The 16329-nt window shown below is 70.5% G+C and carries 17 protein-coding genes; 10 read left to right on the top strand and 7 right to left on the bottom strand.

Features of this window, described 5'->3' with window-relative positions:
- The first annotated feature begins 49 nt into the window (after positions 1 to 49).
- From AB0B58_RS31630 to AB0B58_RS31615, 4 genes are read left to right on the top strand one after another with little or no spacing between them, the layout of a single operon-like run.
- Complete coding sequence (locus AB0B58_RS31630; RefSeq protein ID WP_360230971.1) at positions 50 to 787, top strand: SDR family oxidoreductase; 738 nt, start codon at positions 50 to 52, stop codon at positions 785 to 787.
- On the top strand, positions 784 to 1818 hold the full coding sequence (locus AB0B58_RS31625) for a phosphotransferase family protein (RefSeq protein ID WP_360230969.1): 1035 nt from the start codon (positions 784 to 786) through the stop codon (positions 1816 to 1818). Before AB0B58_RS31630 ends, AB0B58_RS31625 begins: the two co-directional genes overlap by 4 nt.
- Position 1819: 1 nt before the next feature.
- Complete coding sequence (locus AB0B58_RS31620) at positions 1820 to 2533, top strand: histidine phosphatase family protein (RefSeq protein ID WP_360230967.1); 714 nt, start codon at positions 1820 to 1822, stop codon at positions 2531 to 2533.
- A 15-nt stretch (positions 2534 to 2548) separates the two neighbouring features.
- Entirely contained in the window at positions 2549 to 3553 is a 1005-nt protein-coding gene (locus tag AB0B58_RS31615) for an SMP-30/gluconolactonase/LRE family protein (protein ID WP_360230965.1), read from the top strand.
- A gap of 9 nt (positions 3554 to 3562) precedes the next feature.
- Here AB0B58_RS31615 and AB0B58_RS31610 read toward each other — a convergent pair whose 3' ends face one another.
- The 5 genes from AB0B58_RS31610 to AB0B58_RS31590 form a co-directional block, all read right to left on the bottom strand.
- Positions 3563 to 4570, bottom strand: a complete 1008-nt coding sequence (locus AB0B58_RS31610; protein WP_360230963.1) for an AraC family transcriptional regulator — start codon at positions 4568 to 4570, stop codon at positions 3563 to 3565.
- Between the two features lie 128 nt (positions 4571 to 4698).
- Positions 4699 to 5160: a cupin domain-containing protein gene (locus AB0B58_RS31605; RefSeq protein WP_360230961.1), complete on the bottom strand. Its 462-nt coding sequence runs from the start codon at positions 5158 to 5160 to the stop codon at positions 4699 to 4701.
- A 192-nt stretch (positions 5161 to 5352) separates the two neighbouring features.
- A complete protein-coding gene (locus tag AB0B58_RS31600) occupies positions 5353 to 7029 on the bottom strand; it encodes a DUF1996 domain-containing protein (RefSeq protein WP_360230959.1) in 1677 nt (558 codons plus the stop codon).
- A gap of 304 nt (positions 7030 to 7333) precedes the next feature.
- Complete coding sequence (locus AB0B58_RS31595; protein ID WP_360231140.1) at positions 7334 to 8356, bottom strand: ATP-binding protein; 1023 nt, start codon at positions 8354 to 8356, stop codon at positions 7334 to 7336.
- A gap of 54 nt (positions 8357 to 8410) precedes the next feature.
- The gene (locus AB0B58_RS31590; protein ID WP_360230957.1) at positions 8411 to 9121 is read right to left on the bottom strand and encodes a response regulator transcription factor; all 711 of its coding nucleotides are present in this window, start codon (positions 9119 to 9121) and stop codon (positions 8411 to 8413) included.
- A 228-nt stretch (positions 9122 to 9349) separates the two neighbouring features.
- Here AB0B58_RS31590 and AB0B58_RS31585 point away from each other — a divergent pair, with 228 nt between their 5' ends.
- The 4 genes from AB0B58_RS31585 (at position 9350) to AB0B58_RS31570 (ending at position 12919) form a co-directional block, all read left to right on the top strand.
- The gene (locus AB0B58_RS31585) at positions 9350 to 9904 is read left to right on the top strand and encodes a DM13 domain-containing protein (RefSeq protein WP_360230955.1); all 555 of its coding nucleotides are present in this window, start codon (positions 9350 to 9352) and stop codon (positions 9902 to 9904) included.
- Positions 9905 to 9918: 14 nt separating this feature from the next.
- A complete protein-coding gene (locus AB0B58_RS31580; protein ID WP_360230953.1) occupies positions 9919 to 10632 on the top strand; it encodes a flavodoxin family protein in 714 nt (237 codons plus the stop codon).
- A 120-nt stretch (positions 10633 to 10752) separates the two neighbouring features.
- A complete protein-coding gene (locus AB0B58_RS31575; RefSeq protein ID WP_360230951.1) occupies positions 10753 to 11949 on the top strand; it encodes an FAD-dependent oxidoreductase in 1197 nt (398 codons plus the stop codon).
- 25 nt (positions 11950 to 11974) lie between these two features.
- Entirely contained in the window at positions 11975 to 12919 is a 945-nt protein-coding gene (locus AB0B58_RS31570) for a sigma-70 family RNA polymerase sigma factor (RefSeq protein WP_360230949.1), read from the top strand.
- 20 nt (positions 12920 to 12939) lie between these two features.
- On the opposite strand, the gene AB0B58_RS31565 is transcribed toward AB0B58_RS31570, so the two are convergent.
- On the bottom strand, positions 12940 to 13386 hold the full coding sequence (locus tag AB0B58_RS31565) for a hypothetical protein (RefSeq protein ID WP_360230947.1): 447 nt from the start codon (positions 13384 to 13386) through the stop codon (positions 12940 to 12942).
- 245 nt (positions 13387 to 13631) lie between these two features.
- Here AB0B58_RS31565 and AB0B58_RS31560 point away from each other — a divergent pair, with 245 nt between their 5' ends.
- Positions 13632 to 14219 carry a hypothetical protein gene (locus tag AB0B58_RS31560; RefSeq protein WP_360230945.1) on the top strand — a complete coding sequence of 196 codons (588 nt, stop codon included), beginning with the start codon at positions 13632 to 13634 and terminating at the stop codon, positions 14217 to 14219.
- 62 nt (positions 14220 to 14281) lie between these two features.
- On the opposite strand, the gene AB0B58_RS31555 is transcribed toward AB0B58_RS31560, so the two are convergent.
- Positions 14282 to 14944 carry a DNA polymerase beta superfamily protein gene (locus AB0B58_RS31555; RefSeq protein ID WP_360230943.1) on the bottom strand — a complete coding sequence of 221 codons (663 nt, stop codon included), beginning with the start codon at positions 14942 to 14944 and terminating at the stop codon, positions 14282 to 14284.
- A gap of 333 nt (positions 14945 to 15277) precedes the next feature.
- Here AB0B58_RS31555 and AB0B58_RS31550 point away from each other — a divergent pair, with 333 nt between their 5' ends.
- On the top strand, positions 15278 to 16327 hold the full coding sequence (locus tag AB0B58_RS31550) for a 3-oxoacyl-[acyl-carrier-protein] synthase III C-terminal domain-containing protein (RefSeq protein ID WP_360230941.1): 1050 nt from the start codon (positions 15278 to 15280) through the stop codon (positions 16325 to 16327).
- Positions 16328 to 16329: the final 2 nt, after the last annotated feature.

Here is a 16329-nt window from a genome sequence, read left to right as displayed (position 1 = left end):
GCATTGAGCGCAGCGAGGGCCAGGAGCGCATGCGAAAGGCAGGCAACGGATGAGCAAGGGCGTCGTCCTCATCACCGGGGCCAGTGCCGGGCTCGGCGAGGAGATGGCGCGGCAGTTCGCCGCGCTCGGCTACGACCTGGCGCTGTGCGCGCGGCGCACCGACCGGCTGGAACGCCTGCGCGACGAGCTCCCCGGGCGCCGGGTCAGCGTCCGCACGCTCGACGTCACCGACGACAGCGCGGTCTTCACCGTGTTCCAGGAGTTCGCCGCCGAGTTCGGCCACATCGACCGGGTGGTCGTGAACGCCGGGCTCGGCAAGGGCGCGCCGCTGGGCACCGGCCGGTGGGACGCCAACCGGGCCACCGCGATGGTCAACTTCGTGGGCGCGCTCGCGCAGACCGAGGCCGCCCTCGAGATCTTCCGCGCCCAGCGGCGCGGCCACCTCGTCCTGATCTCCTCCATGTCCGCGCTGCGCGGCATGCGCAGGTCGATGAGCACGTACGCGGCCACCAAGGCCGGGGTCGCCGCGATCGCCGAGGGCGTGCGCAGCGAACGGATCCCCGGCGTCGACGTCTCGGTGATCTTCCCCGGCTACATCCGCTCGGAGATGAACGAGCACGTACAGCAGCGGACCCGGTTCATGGTGGACACCGCTACCGGCGTGCGGGCGATGGTCGCCGCGATCGAGAAGCGCCGGATCAAGGCGTACGTGCCGGCCTGGCCGTGGGTGCCGATCGGCGCCGCGATGCGCGTCCTGCCGCTGTCGGTGGTCCGGAGGATGATTTGACCCGGCCGGTACGCACCGAGGACGCCTTCGACGTCGCGGCGGTCACGGCGTGGCTCGGCCTGGCCGAACCGCCGCAGGTCCAGCAGTTCACCGGCGGCGCCTCCAACCTGACCTACCTGCTGCGGTACCCGGACCGCGAACTCATCCTGCGCCGCCCGCCGGCCGGGAAGAAGGCGGCGAGCGCGCACGACATGGGCCGCGAGTACCGCATCCAGTCCGCCCTCGCGCCGGTCTTCCCGTACGTGCCGGAGATGGTGGCGCACTGCGCCGACGAGTCGGTGATCGGCTCACCGTTCTACGTGATGCGGCGCGTCGACGGCCGCATCCCCCGCCGGGAATTCGGCGTCGACCTGCCGCCCGAGCAGGTACGACAGCTGTGCACCCGGGTCCTGGACCTGCTCGTCGACCTGCACTCGGTCGACCCGGCCGCGGCCGGGCTCGCCGACCTGGGCAAGGGCGCCGGATACGTCGCCCGCCAGGTCGAGGGCTGGACCAGGCGGTACCGGGCGGCCCGCACCCGCAACGTCGGCTCGTTCGAGAAGGTGATGGCGTGGCTGCGCGACAACCAGCCCGCCGACCGGGGCACCTGCCTGATCCACAACGACTTCCGCTTCGACAACGTGGTCTTCGATCCGGACGACCCGACCCGGCCGGTCGCGCTGCTGGACTGGGAGATGGCCACCCTCGGCGACCCGCTGATGGATCTCGGCGGAGCCCTCGCCTACTGGGTGCAGGCCGACGACGGCCCGCTGTTCCGCGCCTTCCGCCGGCAGCCCACCCACACCCCGGGCATGCTGACCCGCCGGGAGGTCGTCGACTACTACCGGACCCGCCGCGGCATCGAACTCACCGATCGGCAGTGGGCGTTCTACGAGGTGTTCGGGCTGTTCCGGCTGGCCGCGATCGGGCAGCAGATCTACTACCGCTACCACCACCGGCAGACCACGAACCCCGCCTTCCGCCACCTGTGGGTAGCCTGTCTTCTGCTCGAGGCGCGGTGCCGGCGCATCATCCGCCGGGCGGGGAGGTGACATGGCACGGCTACTGCTCGTCCGGCACGGTCAGGCGTCGTTCGGCGCCGACGACTACGACGCCCTGTCCGAACGCGGTGCCGAGCAGGCGCGGGTGCTCGGCGGCTCGTTCGCCCAGCGGGGCATCCGGCCCGACGTGCTGCTGTGCGGGTCGCTGCGCCGCCACCGGGAGACCGTCGCCGGCCTGCGCGACGGGCTCGGCGGCGCACCCATCCCCGTACTGGCCGACCCGGGCTGGGACGAGTTCGACTTCCAACACGTCGTCGAGATCCACCGGCCGGCGTACCGCGACCGCGCGTACCTGATGGCCGAACTGGCCCGCACCGATCACCCCGGCCGGGCCTTCCAGGAGATCTTCGAGGCGGCCACCGCCCGCTGGTGCTCGAGCGGCGACGACGCCGAGTACATCGAGTCGTTCCCCGCCTTCCGCGCGCGGATCGTCGCGGTACTGGACCGCGCCCGCGAACTGCTGCGGCAGCACCGTGACATCATCGCGGTCAGCTCCGGCGGGCCGATCGCGATGGCCGTCGCCCTGCTGACCGCCGGCCCGCAGGCGGACCCGGCCACCCTCGCCACGACCTGGACCGCGCTCAACCGGGTCGCGGTCAACACCGGCGTCACGAAACTGGTCGCCGGACGGCAGGGGCTGTGGATGTCCACCTACAACGAGCACACCCACCTGGAAGCCGATCCGCGGCTGCTGACCTACCGCTGAATCCTGGAGCACCGCATGCCCCGCCGTCACATCAGCCCGCGCCGCTGGACACCGCCCGCCTTCGCCGACCGCGGGCAGACCGCACCACTGCGGGTCCAGCGCCGCCTGCCGACCGGCGGGCACGGCCCCGAGGACGTCGTCTTCGACGCCGCCGGACGGATCATCACCGGCACCGCGGACGGACGCATCGTGCGCCTCGACCCGGTCACCGGCGACCGCACGGTGCTCGCCGAGACCGGCGGGCGCCCGCTGGGACTGCACCCGCGCCCCGACGGCGGCGTCCTGGTCTGCGACCACGACAAGGGCCTTCTGGAGGTACGCCCGGACGGCACCGTCGAGGTGCTGGCCGACTCGGTCGACGGCGAGCCGATCACGTTCGCCAGCAACGTGGTTCAGGGCGGCGACGGCACCATCTGGTTCACCACCGCGACCAGCCGCTGGAACCTCGAGGACCACGTCGGCGACTTCTTCGAGCACTCCGGCACCGGCCGGCTGCTGCGCCGCGACCCCGACGGTACGGTCACCACCCTGGTGACGGGGCTGAAGTTCGGCAACGGTCTGGTCCTGGCCCCCGACGAGTCACATCTGCTGTTCGCCGAGACGGCCGGGTACCGGGTGCGGCGGCACTGGCTGACCGGCCCCGACGCCGGGCGCACCGAGGCGTTCGTCGACAACCTGCCCGGTTTCCCCGACAACATGTACCTGGGCAGCGACGGCCTGCTCTGGATCGGCATCGTCGCGCCGCGCAACCCGCTGCTGGACCGGCTCCTGCCGCTGCCGGGCCTCCTGCGGCTGCTGGTGTGGAACCTGCCCGACGCGGTGCGCCCCAAGCCCGTCGTGGTCGCCTGGATCATGGCATTCGACCTGGACGGCAGGCCGGTGCACGACCTGCGCGCCGACGACGGTTCCTACGGCTTCGTCACCTCGGTGGCCGAGCACGACGGCACAATCGTGCTCGGGAGCCTGATCGAGGACGACGTGGCGCTGCTGCCCACCCCGCAGGCGCCGCCCCGCGGCTGACCGAGCCGCCTACCGGCCGGCCGCGCGTCGCAGCGTGGACGGGCTCATTCCCCACCAGCGCCGGGCGCAGCGGCTCAGCACCGCCTGCTCGGCGAACCCGAGCAACCGACTGACCTGGGCGAGGGGCATGTTCGTGGTCGTCAGATAGCTGCGGGCGCGGGAACGGCGCAGGCTGTCGAGGATCGCCGCGTACGACTGGCCCTCGTCGGCGAGTTCGCGTTGCAGGGTGCGCGGATGCGTCGCGAGGACCTGGGCGACGTCGGCCAGGCTGGTGGAGCCCGTACCCAGGGCCTGCGCGAGGACCGTGCGCACCCGGGACGCCACGGCCGTGCCCGGTCCGGGCGCCTGCTGCGACAGGAACGCCAGAGCCAGGCTGCGCAGGGTCGCGTCGACGCCCTCGAGCGGACGACCGAGCAGGCTGGTGGGCAGCCGCAGCAGCGCCTCCGGCCGGCCGAAACGAACCGCCGCCCCGAACGCCTCGGTGTACCGCTCCCGCGGCGCGGCCGGCTGCTGCGGCAGGTCCACCGAGCGCAGCCCGTACCCGCCGCCGGCCAGGAAGGTCACCGTCCGGTGCAGGAAAAGCAGGGTCATGTCGGTCGCCTGCGGCAGCGGCCGGACCCCGGCGCCGAACGTATACCGCAACGCGGTGACCCCCGGTACCCCCTCCGGGTCGTCGATCAGCTCGATGTGCAGGTCGCGGGCGTGCACGAACATGTACCGAGAGGTGCACTCCAGCGCGTCGCCGACCGACGGCGAATTCTGGATCGCGACCGCCAGCGGCCCCAGCAGGCTCAGGTCCTGCGCGGCGGCAACCCGCAGGCCGAGGTCCGGACACCGCAGAGCCACCGCGGCGATCTCCAGCACGGCCGCGAGCGCGGTGTCCTCGATGAGCAGGTCGCCGGTGTCGAGCGCCTCGACGGGCAGGCGCGCCTGCCGGGCGTAGCGCACCGGGTCGCCGCCCAGCTGTGTCACGGTCTCGCGGAACTTCTGCAGACCAGCCGAGCGGACGAGTGACACGGCCCAAGATTATCGCCACCGCCACCGGTAGCTCCGCGTCTTGATGGCGTTTGCGCCGCCTGCCCAGCTGTCTCGACCGTCGGAGGAGCCGCAGACCCAGCGGCGCAACCTCCAGAAACCCTTCGCGGCTACGAATTGCAAGGAGTGTGGTTCGCCGTGCTGGTCTCTGGTGACGAAGCCATCGTGAAGTCGGCGAAATCGAATCCCGGAGAGACGATGCACGAAACCAGGACATCGTCGTCGGACGTGGGCACGGCCGACTGCCACATGTTCGGTGGAACCAGAGCCTGAGGCCTCTGCCCTGCGGCAACATCGGGCCCGAGGACAATTGTCTCGGCATCTGCTGCGGGGGAATCGTCGCCACCCGCCAGGCTGAGGGTCAGCGGAGCCCCCGCGTGCCACAGCCACAGCTCCGCGGACCGAACGCGATGCCAACGAGAGGTCTCGCCGGCGGCAAGCAGGAAGTAGATGGCTGTGGCGCTCGAACGCTCGCCCGGATAGCCAGGTGGATCGAAGGTGATGTCGGACGCCCAGCTCTGTCGGTACCAGCCACCCTCGGGATGCGGGGCCAGGTCGAGAAGCTCGGCCATCTGAGGGCGCCGGCCGCGGCCTGCTGCCGCACCGTTCGTGGGGGATGAGTCCACGTGACAACACCTCCGAGATGCGTCCTGCCGGTCCACGCTACTCGACGGTTCGACCACGGTCATTGCGATTGTCGCGGACGAGGTCGGCAAACGACCCACCTGACGGGGCCGGGGCGGGCGGCCGCCCCGGCCGGATGGTCAGGCGCAGCGCCTGCCGTTGTTGAGGCAGGCCGTGATCTTCTTCATCTGACGGCCGGAGTTGATGTTGATGAAGTCGTTGTGGTCGGAGAACGGGTTGTGGTTCTCCTCGGGGAACGAGTCGAGCGCGTACTGGCCTTTCGCCTGCACGTCCTGCGGAATGTCGTACGAGATGGTGATCCGCAGCTGGGGGATGGCCTTGAAGCCGCGTGGGCAGGCGCCCGACGACCTGTCGGCGAAGGCGAGGTGGGCGCGGTGGTTGTCGCTGTCGATGTCTCTGCCGTTCCAGCAGCCGGGGAAGTCCTGCACCCGTTGGACCCGGCTGCCGGCCGGGCAGATCGGGTACTTGTCCGACAGCCGGTCGGCGAAGCCGGAACAGGTCCAGGTGGCGCGGGCGTTCGCCGGGCCGCGGCTGGTGGGCTTGGCGTCACCGGTCAGTGCCCGTAGGAAGCGTGGCATCGCGGTGACCTTGCCGGTGGGGTTTCCGCGGTACTCGATCAGTACTTCGGTGGGGCGCACGATGCCGCCGGTGTTGCCGGGCAGCTCCAGGTCGGGTCCGCTGGGATCGGGGAGTGCCGCCGCTTCGCCTCCGCCGTTCTGTCCTTGGCCGTTCTGGTTGTCGGCGTCCTGGCCCTTGCCCAGGGTGCAGGTGGCGAGCTTGTCCAGGCCTTGCGGCCGCGGCGCGTCGCGGCCGATGGAGATCACGATCCGCTCGATCGTCGCGGTCCGCTTCGCCCGCAGTGCGCCGAGCACGCCGCCGTCGCCCGGCGCCTGCACCAGGCGCTCGTCGGCGTCGGCGATCTGCCTGTCCAGCTCGGCCAGGTTGCGGTCCACCTCGGCGAGGGCCTTATCCGGTACGCCGGGCAGCTTGTCGCGCAGCGAGGGACAGCGCACGGACGGGTTGGCCACGCTGCGGGCGCCCGCCGTGAGGTGACCGGTGTGCATGCCGTCGTAGCTGACCTCGCATTCGACCAGCGACACCAGCCCGGCCGATCGGGTGTTCAGCATGTGGCTGATCTTCTTGAGGGCGGTGGCGCGCTCGGCCCGCAGCGGGGCGATCACCGAGTCGTTGAAGTCCGCGTCGATCTGCCCTCGGCTCGCGGCGATGCGGTCGTTCGCGGCGGCTGTGGCCCGGTCGAGGCGGGCGAGTTGGCGGTCGACCGCGGCGCGGTAGCGGGCGGGCACCGCGGGGAGCCGGCTGCCTACCTGTGGGCAGGAGACGGTCGGTGTGGTGGTGGCGAGGGTCGCCTTCGCCCGTGCCGCGGCGTCGGCCCGGACCGCCTTGTCGATCCGGACGACCGGCCAGAAGTACGAGGACCTGTCGCCGTTGCGGCAGGTCGTGCCCGACGCGGCGAGGGCCTCGTCCGAGGTGTCGGCGGTGATCGCTTGGTTGCCGATGAAGTCGTGCACGTGCTCGGCGCCGTTCTTGATGCCCGGCTGCGCGACGGGGTTGTCGGGGCTGAACTTGCCGTTGCCGTTGGTGCCGCAGTCCACGGTGAACGTTCCGGTGGAGGCGCCGCGTCGTGGTTTCGGCGTCACCACGTTCGGGGCGACGTTCGCGATGGGTACGTAGTCGGCGAGGCTCGTCGCGGCGGAGGCTTCGCCTTTTCCGCCGCTGGACACGAAGTAGACGGTTGCCGCACCGGTGGCGGCCAGCGTCACCGCTACCGCGATCATGCGTCCTGTCCGGGCTCTTCTTCCGGCCTTCATCGATGCTCTCCTTCTGTGGGGGGTGGAGCGCGGACCTGCGCCTGTGTGCCGGAGTACGCGCGTGCGGCCGGGCCCGATCAGCCTCGGATCGGCACGTCATGGGTCGGTAAGATCTGGCCACTGCCGGTAGCGATGAAATCGCTGAGAACGGTCTTCGGACCGTCGATTCAGGTCTGCCACCGGCATCGCGACGAGGCCCGCAACAGGAAGCAGCACGACGCTACGAGCGGTGCCGCCGCGGCACATGGCCGTCCCGCGCCGTCACCGTCGTTCAGGCGATACCCGCGGGCAGGCGCATGACGAAGCGGCAGCCGCGGTCGATGTTGTGCGCCTCCACCCGCCCGCCGTGCGCCTCGACCAGGCCCCGGACGATGGCCAGGCCGAGGCCGCCACCCGCCGCCTGTGGCACCTCGACGCCGTGCGCCGGGGTTCTGGCGCGTTCGCCGCGAAAGGCGACGTCGAACAGCCGCGGCAGATCGTCCTCGGGTATGCCGCCACAGGTGTCGGAGACCGACAGCCATACCTCGGCGCGGTCCTGGCCGGCGGAGATGTGCACGGTGCCGTCCGGCGGTGTGTACCGGATCGCGTTGACCAGAAGGTTGGTCACGGCCCGGCTCAGCTCGGGTTCGCTCGCGCTGACGGTCGGCCACCCGGAATCGGCGGCGATCAGCCTGATACGCCGGCTTGCGGCCAGCGGCGCGATGGTGGTGAGGGCGTCGGACACGAGATCGGCGAGCGGGACTGTGGTGGGCACCAGCCGCAGCGCGCCGGCGTTGATTCGCGACAGCTCGAACAGGTCATCGACCAGCCGGGCCATCCGGTCGGTCTCGACGCGGATCCGCCGGTGGTATTCGGTCACGGTGTCGCGGTCGCGGACCACGCCGTCCTCCAGCGCCTCGGCCATGGCGCGCAGCCCCGCGAGCGGGGTCCGCAGGTCGTGCGACACCCAGGCGACGAGCTCACGACGCCCGGCCTCCGCCTTGCGCTCCTGCGCCTCGGCCTGCGCCGCCCACACCGCGGAGGCCGCCAGGCGCCGCCCGAATCCGAGACCGACGGCGAGGCTCACCAGCGCCGACGCGGCGACCGTGATCAGGACGACCTGCAGGTCGTGAGCCGAGAGGAACATGGCCTGTGCCACGGTGACCACTCCGGACACCACCGCGATCACGGTGGCGGCGAGCAGCACCCCGATGTGCACGAGGATCGAACGCCCCCGCAGCAACCGCAGCGCGACGGCGCCGCCGGTGGCGATGACCGCCCCGGACACCAGCGCGTAGAGGCCGATCAGCAGCATGTCGCTCACGTCGCCTCCCCGAACGTCAGCAGAGGTGAGCCGACGCCGGGGCGCTCAGCCATGGGCCCGGGCGACGCCGGCGGGTTCGTAGCTGTAGCCGACGCCCCAGACGGTGAGGATGCGCCGCGGTGTCGCGGGATCCTCCTCGATCTTCTCCCGGAGCCGGCGGACGTGCACGGTCACCGTCGACTGATCACCGAACTGCCAGCCCCAGACCTTCTCGAGCAGCTCCGCCCGGGACCACGCCCGGGCGGGGTGCCGCAGGAGGAAGACGAGCAGATCGAACTCCCGCCCGGTCAGCGCGAGGGATTCCCCGTCCAGGTGCACGACCCGGCGCCGGACATCGGCGCTGAGGCCGCCGTCGTTCAGCACCGCCGGCCCCGCCTGCTCCGCGGCGGGAGCGGCGCGCCGGAGCACCGAGCGGATCCGCAACACCAGTTCCCGCGGTGAGAACGGCTTCGTGACGTAGTCGTCCGCGCCGACCTCGAGGCCCAGCACCCGGTCGGCCTCCTCACCGAGCGCGGTGAGCATGACGACGGGCAACTCCGGCCACTGCCGGCGCAGCCGCCGGCACACCTCGATCCCGTCGATGCCCGGCAACATCAGGTCGAGGACGGCCAGGTCGGGCGGGAACTCCGCCACGGCCGCGAGCGCCTCCGCGCCGTCGGCGGCGAGCCGGACCAGGTGACCGTCCTGTTCCAGGTAGCGGCGAACGACATCGCTGACGGTAGGGTCGTCGTCGACGACGAGTACGCGGTAGGGCACGTGCTGACGCTACCCATCCGAGCCGGCCGCGCCGCGGACCTAGATCTTTCGAATTACTTACGGCTGCCGCGATCCGGGCGGCTGCGCGGACCTCGTGGCACACGATGGGGTGTATGCGTAGCGGCCGCGGGCCCTGATGGGCTACCCCTTTGGTAAGGACCACGGGCGGCCGTGTGGGTGCCGCGCGATTCCGTGTGACGCCGGCGAATCGAGCGGAGACTTCGCGACATGTTCAAGTACCTGGTAGCCACGCGGGCCCGGCGCCGGGCCGCCTGGCTGGTGCTCGCCGCCGGTGTGGTCGCCGTCGCGGTGGCCCTGCCGCTGTTCCAGCCGTGGAAGCTCTGGGTCGACGAGACCGTCGACGAGCCGCCACCCGCCGCCGCGGCGGCCGCCTCCGGTACGGCGAGCGCCGGTCCGCGGGCCGCGGCCGGGCCGGCGACGATCGCGCGGGGCACTTTCGTGAGCCACGAGCACGACACCACCGGCACCGTGCGCGTCGTGCGGGACTCCGACGGCTCGCGGTACCTGCGCGTCGAGGACCTCGACACCAGCAACGGCCCGGCGCTGAAGGTCTGGCTGACCGACGCGCCGGTGCTGGCCGGCAGGGACGGCTGGCACGTCTTCGACGACGGCCGGCATGTCGACCTGGGCGCGCTCAAGGGCAACAAGGGCAGCCAGAACTACCCGATACCGGCCGGCGTGGACCTCGCCGCGTACCGCAGCGTCTCGATCTGGTGCGCGCGGTTCCGCGTGTCCTTCGGCGCCGCCCCGCTCACCAACTGAGGAGACCGCCACCCATGCCCGAGACCCGCTACGACGACCTTCGCGCCCTGTTCGTCAACTGCACCCTCAAGCGTTCTCCCGAGCTGACCCACACCGGCGGGCTGATCGAGGTCAGCGCCGGCATCATGCGCAAACAGGGCGTCGCCGTCGACGTCATCCGCGCGGTCGACCACGACATCGCCACCGGGGTCTGGCCGGACATGACCGAACACGGCTGGGCCACCGACGAGTGGCCGGCGATCTACCGGGACCTGGTGCGGCCCGCCGACATCCTGGTCATCGCGGGACCGATCTGGCTCGGCGACAACTCCTCGGTCACCAAGCAGATCATCGAACGGCTCTACGGGTGTTCGAGCGAGCTGAACGACGCCGGGCAGTACGCGTACTACGGCCGGGTCGGCGGTTGCCTCATCACCGGCAACGAGGACGGCGTCAAGCACTGCGCCCAGAACGTGCTCTACAGCCTGCAGCACATCGGGTACACGATCCCGCCGCAGGCCGACGCCGGTTGGATCGGCGAGGCCGGCCCAGGCCCGTCCTACCTCGACCCCGGCTCGGGTGGCCCGGACAACGACTTCACGAACCGCAACACCACCTTTATGACCTGGAACCTGCTGCACCTCGCGCGAATGTTGAAGGACGCCGGCGGCATCCCCGCACACGGCAACCAGCGCAGCGGGTGGGACGCCGGCTGCCGCTTCGACTTCGCCAACCCCGAATACCGATGACCCCGCCGTCGCGCGGCGCCCTTGCCATCCTGTGACCCACGCCATATGCGGTTCCTGTCAGCTATCGAGGCCCCGTTTCGCTCAAGTCCTCGAGAGCAGGGGAACCGACAGGAGCAGCACATGAAGCAACGCATCGTCGTTCTCGGCGCCGGCTACGCCGGGGCCTACGTGGCCGGGAACCTGGCCCGCCGGCTGTCCCAGACGGACACCGAGATCACCGTGGTCAACGCCGAGCCGGACTTCGTCCAGCGCCTGCAACTGCACCGGCTCGCGGCCGGCCAGGAGATCGAGGCCCGGAGGCTCGCCGACGTCTTCGCGGGCACGGGGATACGGCTGCGCCTGGCCCGCGTCACCGCCGTCGATCCCCAGCGCCGGGTCGTCGCCGTGGCCGACGCCGACGGCGGCGAGCTCGGCTACGACACGCTTCTCTACGCGCTCGGCAGCCACGCCGCCGACCACGGCGTCCCCGGCGCGGCCGAGCACGCCTTCGACGTCGCCGGACGCCCCTCGGCGCTGCGCCTGCGCGAACGCCTGAACAGCCTGAGCGCGCGGGACGACGGCGGGAACGTGCTGGTCGTCGGCGACGGGTTGACCGGCATCGAGACCGCCACCGAGATCGCCGAATCCCGGCCGGACCTGTCGGTGACGCTCGTCGCCCGCGGCGAACTGGGCGCACCGCTCTCCGCCGGGGCCCGCTGCCACCTGCGCCAGGCCTGCGACCGGCTGGGCGTCACCGTTCTGGAGCACACGAGCGTCGAAGCCGTCGAGGCGACGCGGGTGCTGTGCGCCGACGGCACCGCCCTGGCATCCGACGCGACCGTGTGGACGGCCGGGTTCGCCGTCAGCCCGATCGCCGCCGCCGGCGGGCTGGAGGTCACCGAGGACGGTCGGATCGTCGTCGATCGCGTCATGCGGTCGGTCTCGCACCCGAGCGTCTACGCCGTCGGCGACAGCGTCTACGCCGTCGGCGACAACGGCCGTCCGCTGCCGATGTCCTGCGCTTCGGCGGGCTACACCGGGATGCAGGCCATGGCCGCCATCGTCGGACGCCTGACCGGCCGCAAGATCCCGAACACCAGGCTGGAGTATCTGGGCAACCACATCAGCCTCGGACGGCGGGACGGGATCCTGCAGATGGTCGACGGCGAAGCGCTGGCGAAGCCGAGGTATGTGGGCGGCTGGAAGGCTGCGCGGATCAAGGCGGGCATCCTCGCGATGTCGCTGTGGACCACCTCGCACCCGACCTTCGGCCTGCCCAGGCGCAGGCGCCACCTGGTCGCCGTGCCGGATGCGTCCGCCGAGATGCCGGTCGCGTAGCCGCCGGATGACTAGGGTGGTCCGCGTGGACAGCACCGCCACCGATCGCTTCGACGCCGGTCGATTCGAGGCCAGTCGAAGCCGGCTGGGCTCCCTGGCCTACCGGCTGCTGGGCTCCGCCACCGACGCCGAAGACGCCGTGCAGGACGCGTTCCTGCACTGGCAGGCCGCCGACCGGCAGCGGATCAGGGTGCCGGAGGCATGGCTGACCAAGGTCGTCACCAACCTGTGCCTCGACCGGCTCCGCTCGGCACAGGCCCGCCGCGAACGCTCCGTCGGCGCCTGGCTGCCCGAACCGCTCCTCGAAGGCGACCCGATGCTCGGCCCGGCCGACACATTCGAGCAGCGCGAATCGGTCTCTCTGGCCGTGCTGACTCTCATGGAGCGCCTGTCACCCCTCGAGCGGGCCGTCTACCTCCTGCGCGAGGCGTTCACCTACAGCCACGCCGAGATCGCCGAGATCCTCGACATCACCGAGTCCGCGAGCCAGCAGCACCTCCACCGGGCCCGGCGCCGCTTCGCCGCCGCGCGCCGCGGCCGCGATGGCGAAGTCGACCCGGCGTCCGCCCGCAGGATCGTCGAGGAATTCCTCGCCGCTGCCTCCTCGGGCCGCACCGAACGGCTGGTGGCGCTGCTCACCGACGACGCGACCGCGATCTCCGACGGCGGCGGCCTGATCGGGAAGCTGCTGCGGTACGACACTCCGCGGCGCGTCGCCGCCGCGGCACGAGCCGGCCTCAGACCCACACCCGCGAAACGGCGCCTTGCCGGCGGCACGCCCGTCATCCATCACTCGCTCGTCAACGGCGCCCCCGCCATCCTCTTCGTGCTGGGCGAACAGGTCGTCGGCACCGTGGCGTTCGACATCACCGACGGCAAGATCGCAGCCATGTGCGGCATCGCCGCCCCCGACCGCCTCGCCCGCCTCACCGAGGCCTGGCGTCAGCACGGGCCGGGCACGCCGCCTTAAGGCGTCAGCGCCGCCACGTCCTATTGCCTTTCAGGCCCGTAGCCCGTGCCGGTCACCACGATGTCGTCGCCGTCGCGGACCACGTTCTCCACGGTGTTGATGACGAAGTCGTAGTCCCGTGCCGGCGCGTAGGCGTCGAGGATGTCGAAGTACAGATATCGGCGCATGACCAGCGACATCACCTCGGCGTGGTCCCGACGGAGAGCAGCGGCCGACGGCCACCCGGCAGCCGCGAGCGCGATGGTGGTCGCGTCGTCGTCATCGCCGAACCTCTCGTAGTCCTCGCGCAGTTCGATGAGGCACTGCTCGAGATTCTGTGCCAGCCGCTCGGTGAACTCATCGATCGGGCGCCGCAACACGTACCGGAAAGGTGTCCTGTCGTGAACCGGTTGACCGAAGTTCATGGCGCGATAGGTGACCCGATCTCCTGGGATCAGGAAGCCTTCGATCTCGAACTGAACGGTCATCCTGGGCACCCGTCGGGGGTGGTAGCTGTGCGATTCGGTCGGCGAGTATATTACGCCGCCCTCTTCGTTGGGCTGACGCGGTGGCGACGGCCGGCGATCGCCGGGTAACGGCAGGTGAATAGGTCGTTCGCCATATCCCGGCCGTGGAGCGCCGGTTGCTAGCTTGCCTGTCGGCGCTGGTCCACCGGCGTGCGCGCGGACGGATCATTCCGCGAGGTCGGCCATGTACCGAACGGAGATGAACTGTGAAATACCACAAGCTCAGCGCTGTCGGCGCCCTACTGACGGCGACTCTGGCGCTGTCGGGATGCGGCCTGACGGCTGAGCCGACGAAAGAGACCGGTGCCACCGGCGCCGGCGCCGCGAAAGGCGCTCCCGCCGTGAAGGCGGAGGACATCGACGCCTGCAAGCTCCTGACGGCCGCCGAACTGGAGGAGACCTTCGGCAAGGCAGCCGGCAAGCCGCAAGGGGGGTCGACCACGATTGATGAGCCGGTCCATCTGACGAATTCGAATTGCATATTCGCGGCCAAGGACGACGTGCCGTTCGACGTGTACGTGATCGTGCAGCAGTACGACACCGAGAAGAGCGCCGACGATCTCGGAAGTGATGGCACCAAGCCGGTGAGCGGGATCGGTGAAGCCGCGGTCTCCGTAGAGGCCAAAGAACGCGGCCCGGACCGCCTGCCTCCCACGACCCAGGTGCGGTTCGTCGTCGACAACAAGCTGGTCAACGTGTCGAAGGTCTACGAAGGTGATCGGGCTCCGGGCGACCCGGCCGCCGACGTCGCCATCGTCGTCGAGCTCGCCAAGAAGGTGGCCGACCGGCTCTGACGCCCCGCCGGCGTCGGTCCGCGACCGCGGCGACGCCGAGACGCCGGCGCGGCCGGCCGAGCTCAGGCGGGGAACGCGGCTCTGACGCGCAACAACCAGTCCTCCACCGTGCGGCGGTCCGGCTCGTCCGGCAGGGCGCTCGCGCACCCATCGAACGCCTCCTCGTAGCCGGCCATCACCTCGCGCGCATGCTCGATGTCGCCGGCGGCGACCCGCTCGCCGAAGTCGAGGAACCGCTGCGGGTCGTCGAGCCGGATCCGCAGGCTGCCGGTGGCGTACAGCTCGTAGCCCTGCGTGCACAGCCTGAGCAGATGACGGGCGTGCTTCGCGGTGCGCCTGTGGGCGTCGCCGTGGGCCTTCAGCTTCCGGAACTGCTGGGTGGCGTAGCCGAGGTAGGCGTCACGGGTTCGCTTGGCGGACAGGAACGCGGATCTGATGCCGATCAGTTCCTCGCCCAGCGGCGTGGTCACCTCGTGCGAGTCCAGCCACATCAGCTCGCTGACGGTCGGGTTGCCGCCCAGTGCCAGCGAGCAGTACCTCCGTGCCTCGTGGTAGGTCGCGTCCGGCTTCGACGAGACGACCGACTCCTGCGGAGACGACAGGCCGTGAAATGCCGTGGCCGGCGCCGCGAACAGCCCCAGCCGGTCGAGGTCGGAGTCCGGCCCGGCCAGCCCGTACGCGGTCGAGCCGACGACGCCGTCGAGCAGCACGTTCCGAACATCCATCGCGAGTACCTCCCAGTGCGCCGAACGTCGTCCATCCAAGCCCGTCGCACCCCGTCTTGACCACCTGATTTCAGCGTTGTCCGCGCGGCAGCCGGTGAGCCGGGATTCCCGGGAGCCGTTGGGTGACGGTTATCTGATCGGTCGGCGCCAATGTGCCGATCCGGTTACGTACCCGTGTCGATGTGGCGGCGTACGGGTTTCCGGCGTGAATTTTCGGCATGATGCACCTCTCATTGACTTGATCGGGGAGATGCCAAACGAAAATATTGCGCTCTGTCCATTGAGGAGAACTCAGCGTGGCCACCACGTGGCTGCCCATCCGAAGGCGTGCTGGTGACCCACACCCGTTTCGAATCGATCGGCGTCTACCTTCCGGCGGCCGTTGTCTCCACCCGCGACCTCGTCGCGCAGATGAGCTATCGACCACCGTTCGACCTGCAGGCCATCACGGGCATCGCGGAGCGACGGGTCCACGACAAGCGGCCGGATTCCTTCGAGGACTCCTTCGTGTTGGCCCGGCGCGCGGCCGAGGACTGCCTGTCCCGTTCGCGGTACGCCGCCGCCGACCTCGACGTGATCATCTCGGCCTCGATCACCCGGTTCAAGGACGGCGACGACTTTCATTTCGAGCCGTCCTTCGCGCACCAGCTCGCGCGGGCCCTGGGCGCCCGGCGGGCGATTCACTTCGACGTCTCCAACGCGTGTGCCGGAATGATGACCGGCGTCGCGATCCTGGACCGGATGATCAGGGCCGGCAGCGTACGCAACGGAATCGTGGTCAGCGGTGAGCGGATCACCGCGATCGCGGAGACCGGGGTCAAGGAGATCAGCGAGCCGTACGACCCGCAATTCGGCTCGCTGACCGTCGGCGATTCCGGTGCGGCGGTCATCATCGACGAATCCACGTCGGAGGCCGACCGGATCCACTATGTCGAGCTGATGACCTGCTCGGAATATGCACACCTGTGCATCGGCAAACCGAGCGACCGCAATCAGGGCATCGCCCTTTACACCGACAACCAACAGATGCACAAGGGGGAGCGCTCCGGGCTGTGGACCCGGTTCCAGAGCGACTTCCTGGCCAAGCGCGGGTCGAACTTCGCCGCCGAGGGCTACGACTACATCGTCCACCACCAGGTCGGCAGCAGGTTCATCCGCAACTTCAACGGCCACGGCGAGGCCGATTTCGGTACGCCGATGCCCGAGTCGCTGTCCGTGGTCGAGAAGTACGGCAACACGTCCACCACCTCGCACTTCCTGGTCCTGCACGACCACCTGCGCAGCCCCGGTGCCCGCGCCGGAGCGAAGTACCTGTTCGTGCCGGCCGCCTCGGGTGTGGTCAGCGGCTGCGTGTCCGCCACCATCAGCTCGCTGGAGGTCTGAGC

Source organism: Actinoplanes sp. NPDC049118 (assembly GCF_040648555.1).
Classification (GTDB): domain Bacteria; phylum Actinomycetota; class Actinomycetes; order Mycobacteriales; family Micromonosporaceae; genus Actinoplanes.
This window is presented reverse-complemented; position numbering and strand designations above follow the sequence as displayed.

Coding starts and splice junctions, on each gene's coding strand:
- AB0B58_RS31605 (WP_360230961.1), bottom strand. CDS start 5,160: ATGGCCGAGCTTCTCGACCTGGCCCCGCATCCCGAGGGTGGCTGGTAC.
- AB0B58_RS31615 (WP_360230965.1), top strand. CDS start 2,549: ATGCCCCGCCGTCACATCAGCCCGCGCCGCTGGACACCGCCCGCCTTC.
- AB0B58_RS31565 (WP_360230947.1), bottom strand. CDS start 13,386: ATGACCGTTCAGTTCGAGATCGAAGGCTTCCTGATCCCAGGAGATCGG.
- AB0B58_RS31575 (WP_360230951.1), top strand. CDS start 10,753: ATGAAGCAACGCATCGTCGTTCTCGGCGCCGGCTACGCCGGGGCCTAC.
- AB0B58_RS31600 (WP_360230959.1), bottom strand. CDS start 7,029: ATGATCGCGGTAGCGGTGACGCTGGCCGCCACCGGTGCGGCAACCGTC.
- AB0B58_RS31595 (WP_360231140.1), bottom strand. CDS start 8,356: ATGCTGCTGATCGGCCTCTACGCGCTGGTGTCCGGGGCGGTCATCGCC.
- AB0B58_RS31620 (WP_360230967.1), top strand. CDS start 1,820: ATGGCACGGCTACTGCTCGTCCGGCACGGTCAGGCGTCGTTCGGCGCC.
- AB0B58_RS31580 (WP_360230953.1), top strand. CDS start 9,919: ATGCCCGAGACCCGCTACGACGACCTTCGCGCCCTGTTCGTCAACTGC.
- AB0B58_RS31555 (WP_360230943.1), bottom strand. CDS start 14,944: ATGGATGTTCGGAACGTGCTGCTCGACGGCGTCGTCGGCTCGACCGCG.
- AB0B58_RS31630 (WP_360230971.1), top strand. CDS start 50: ATGAGCAAGGGCGTCGTCCTCATCACCGGGGCCAGTGCCGGGCTCGGC.
- AB0B58_RS31585 (WP_360230955.1), top strand. CDS start 9,350: ATGTTCAAGTACCTGGTAGCCACGCGGGCCCGGCGCCGGGCCGCCTGG.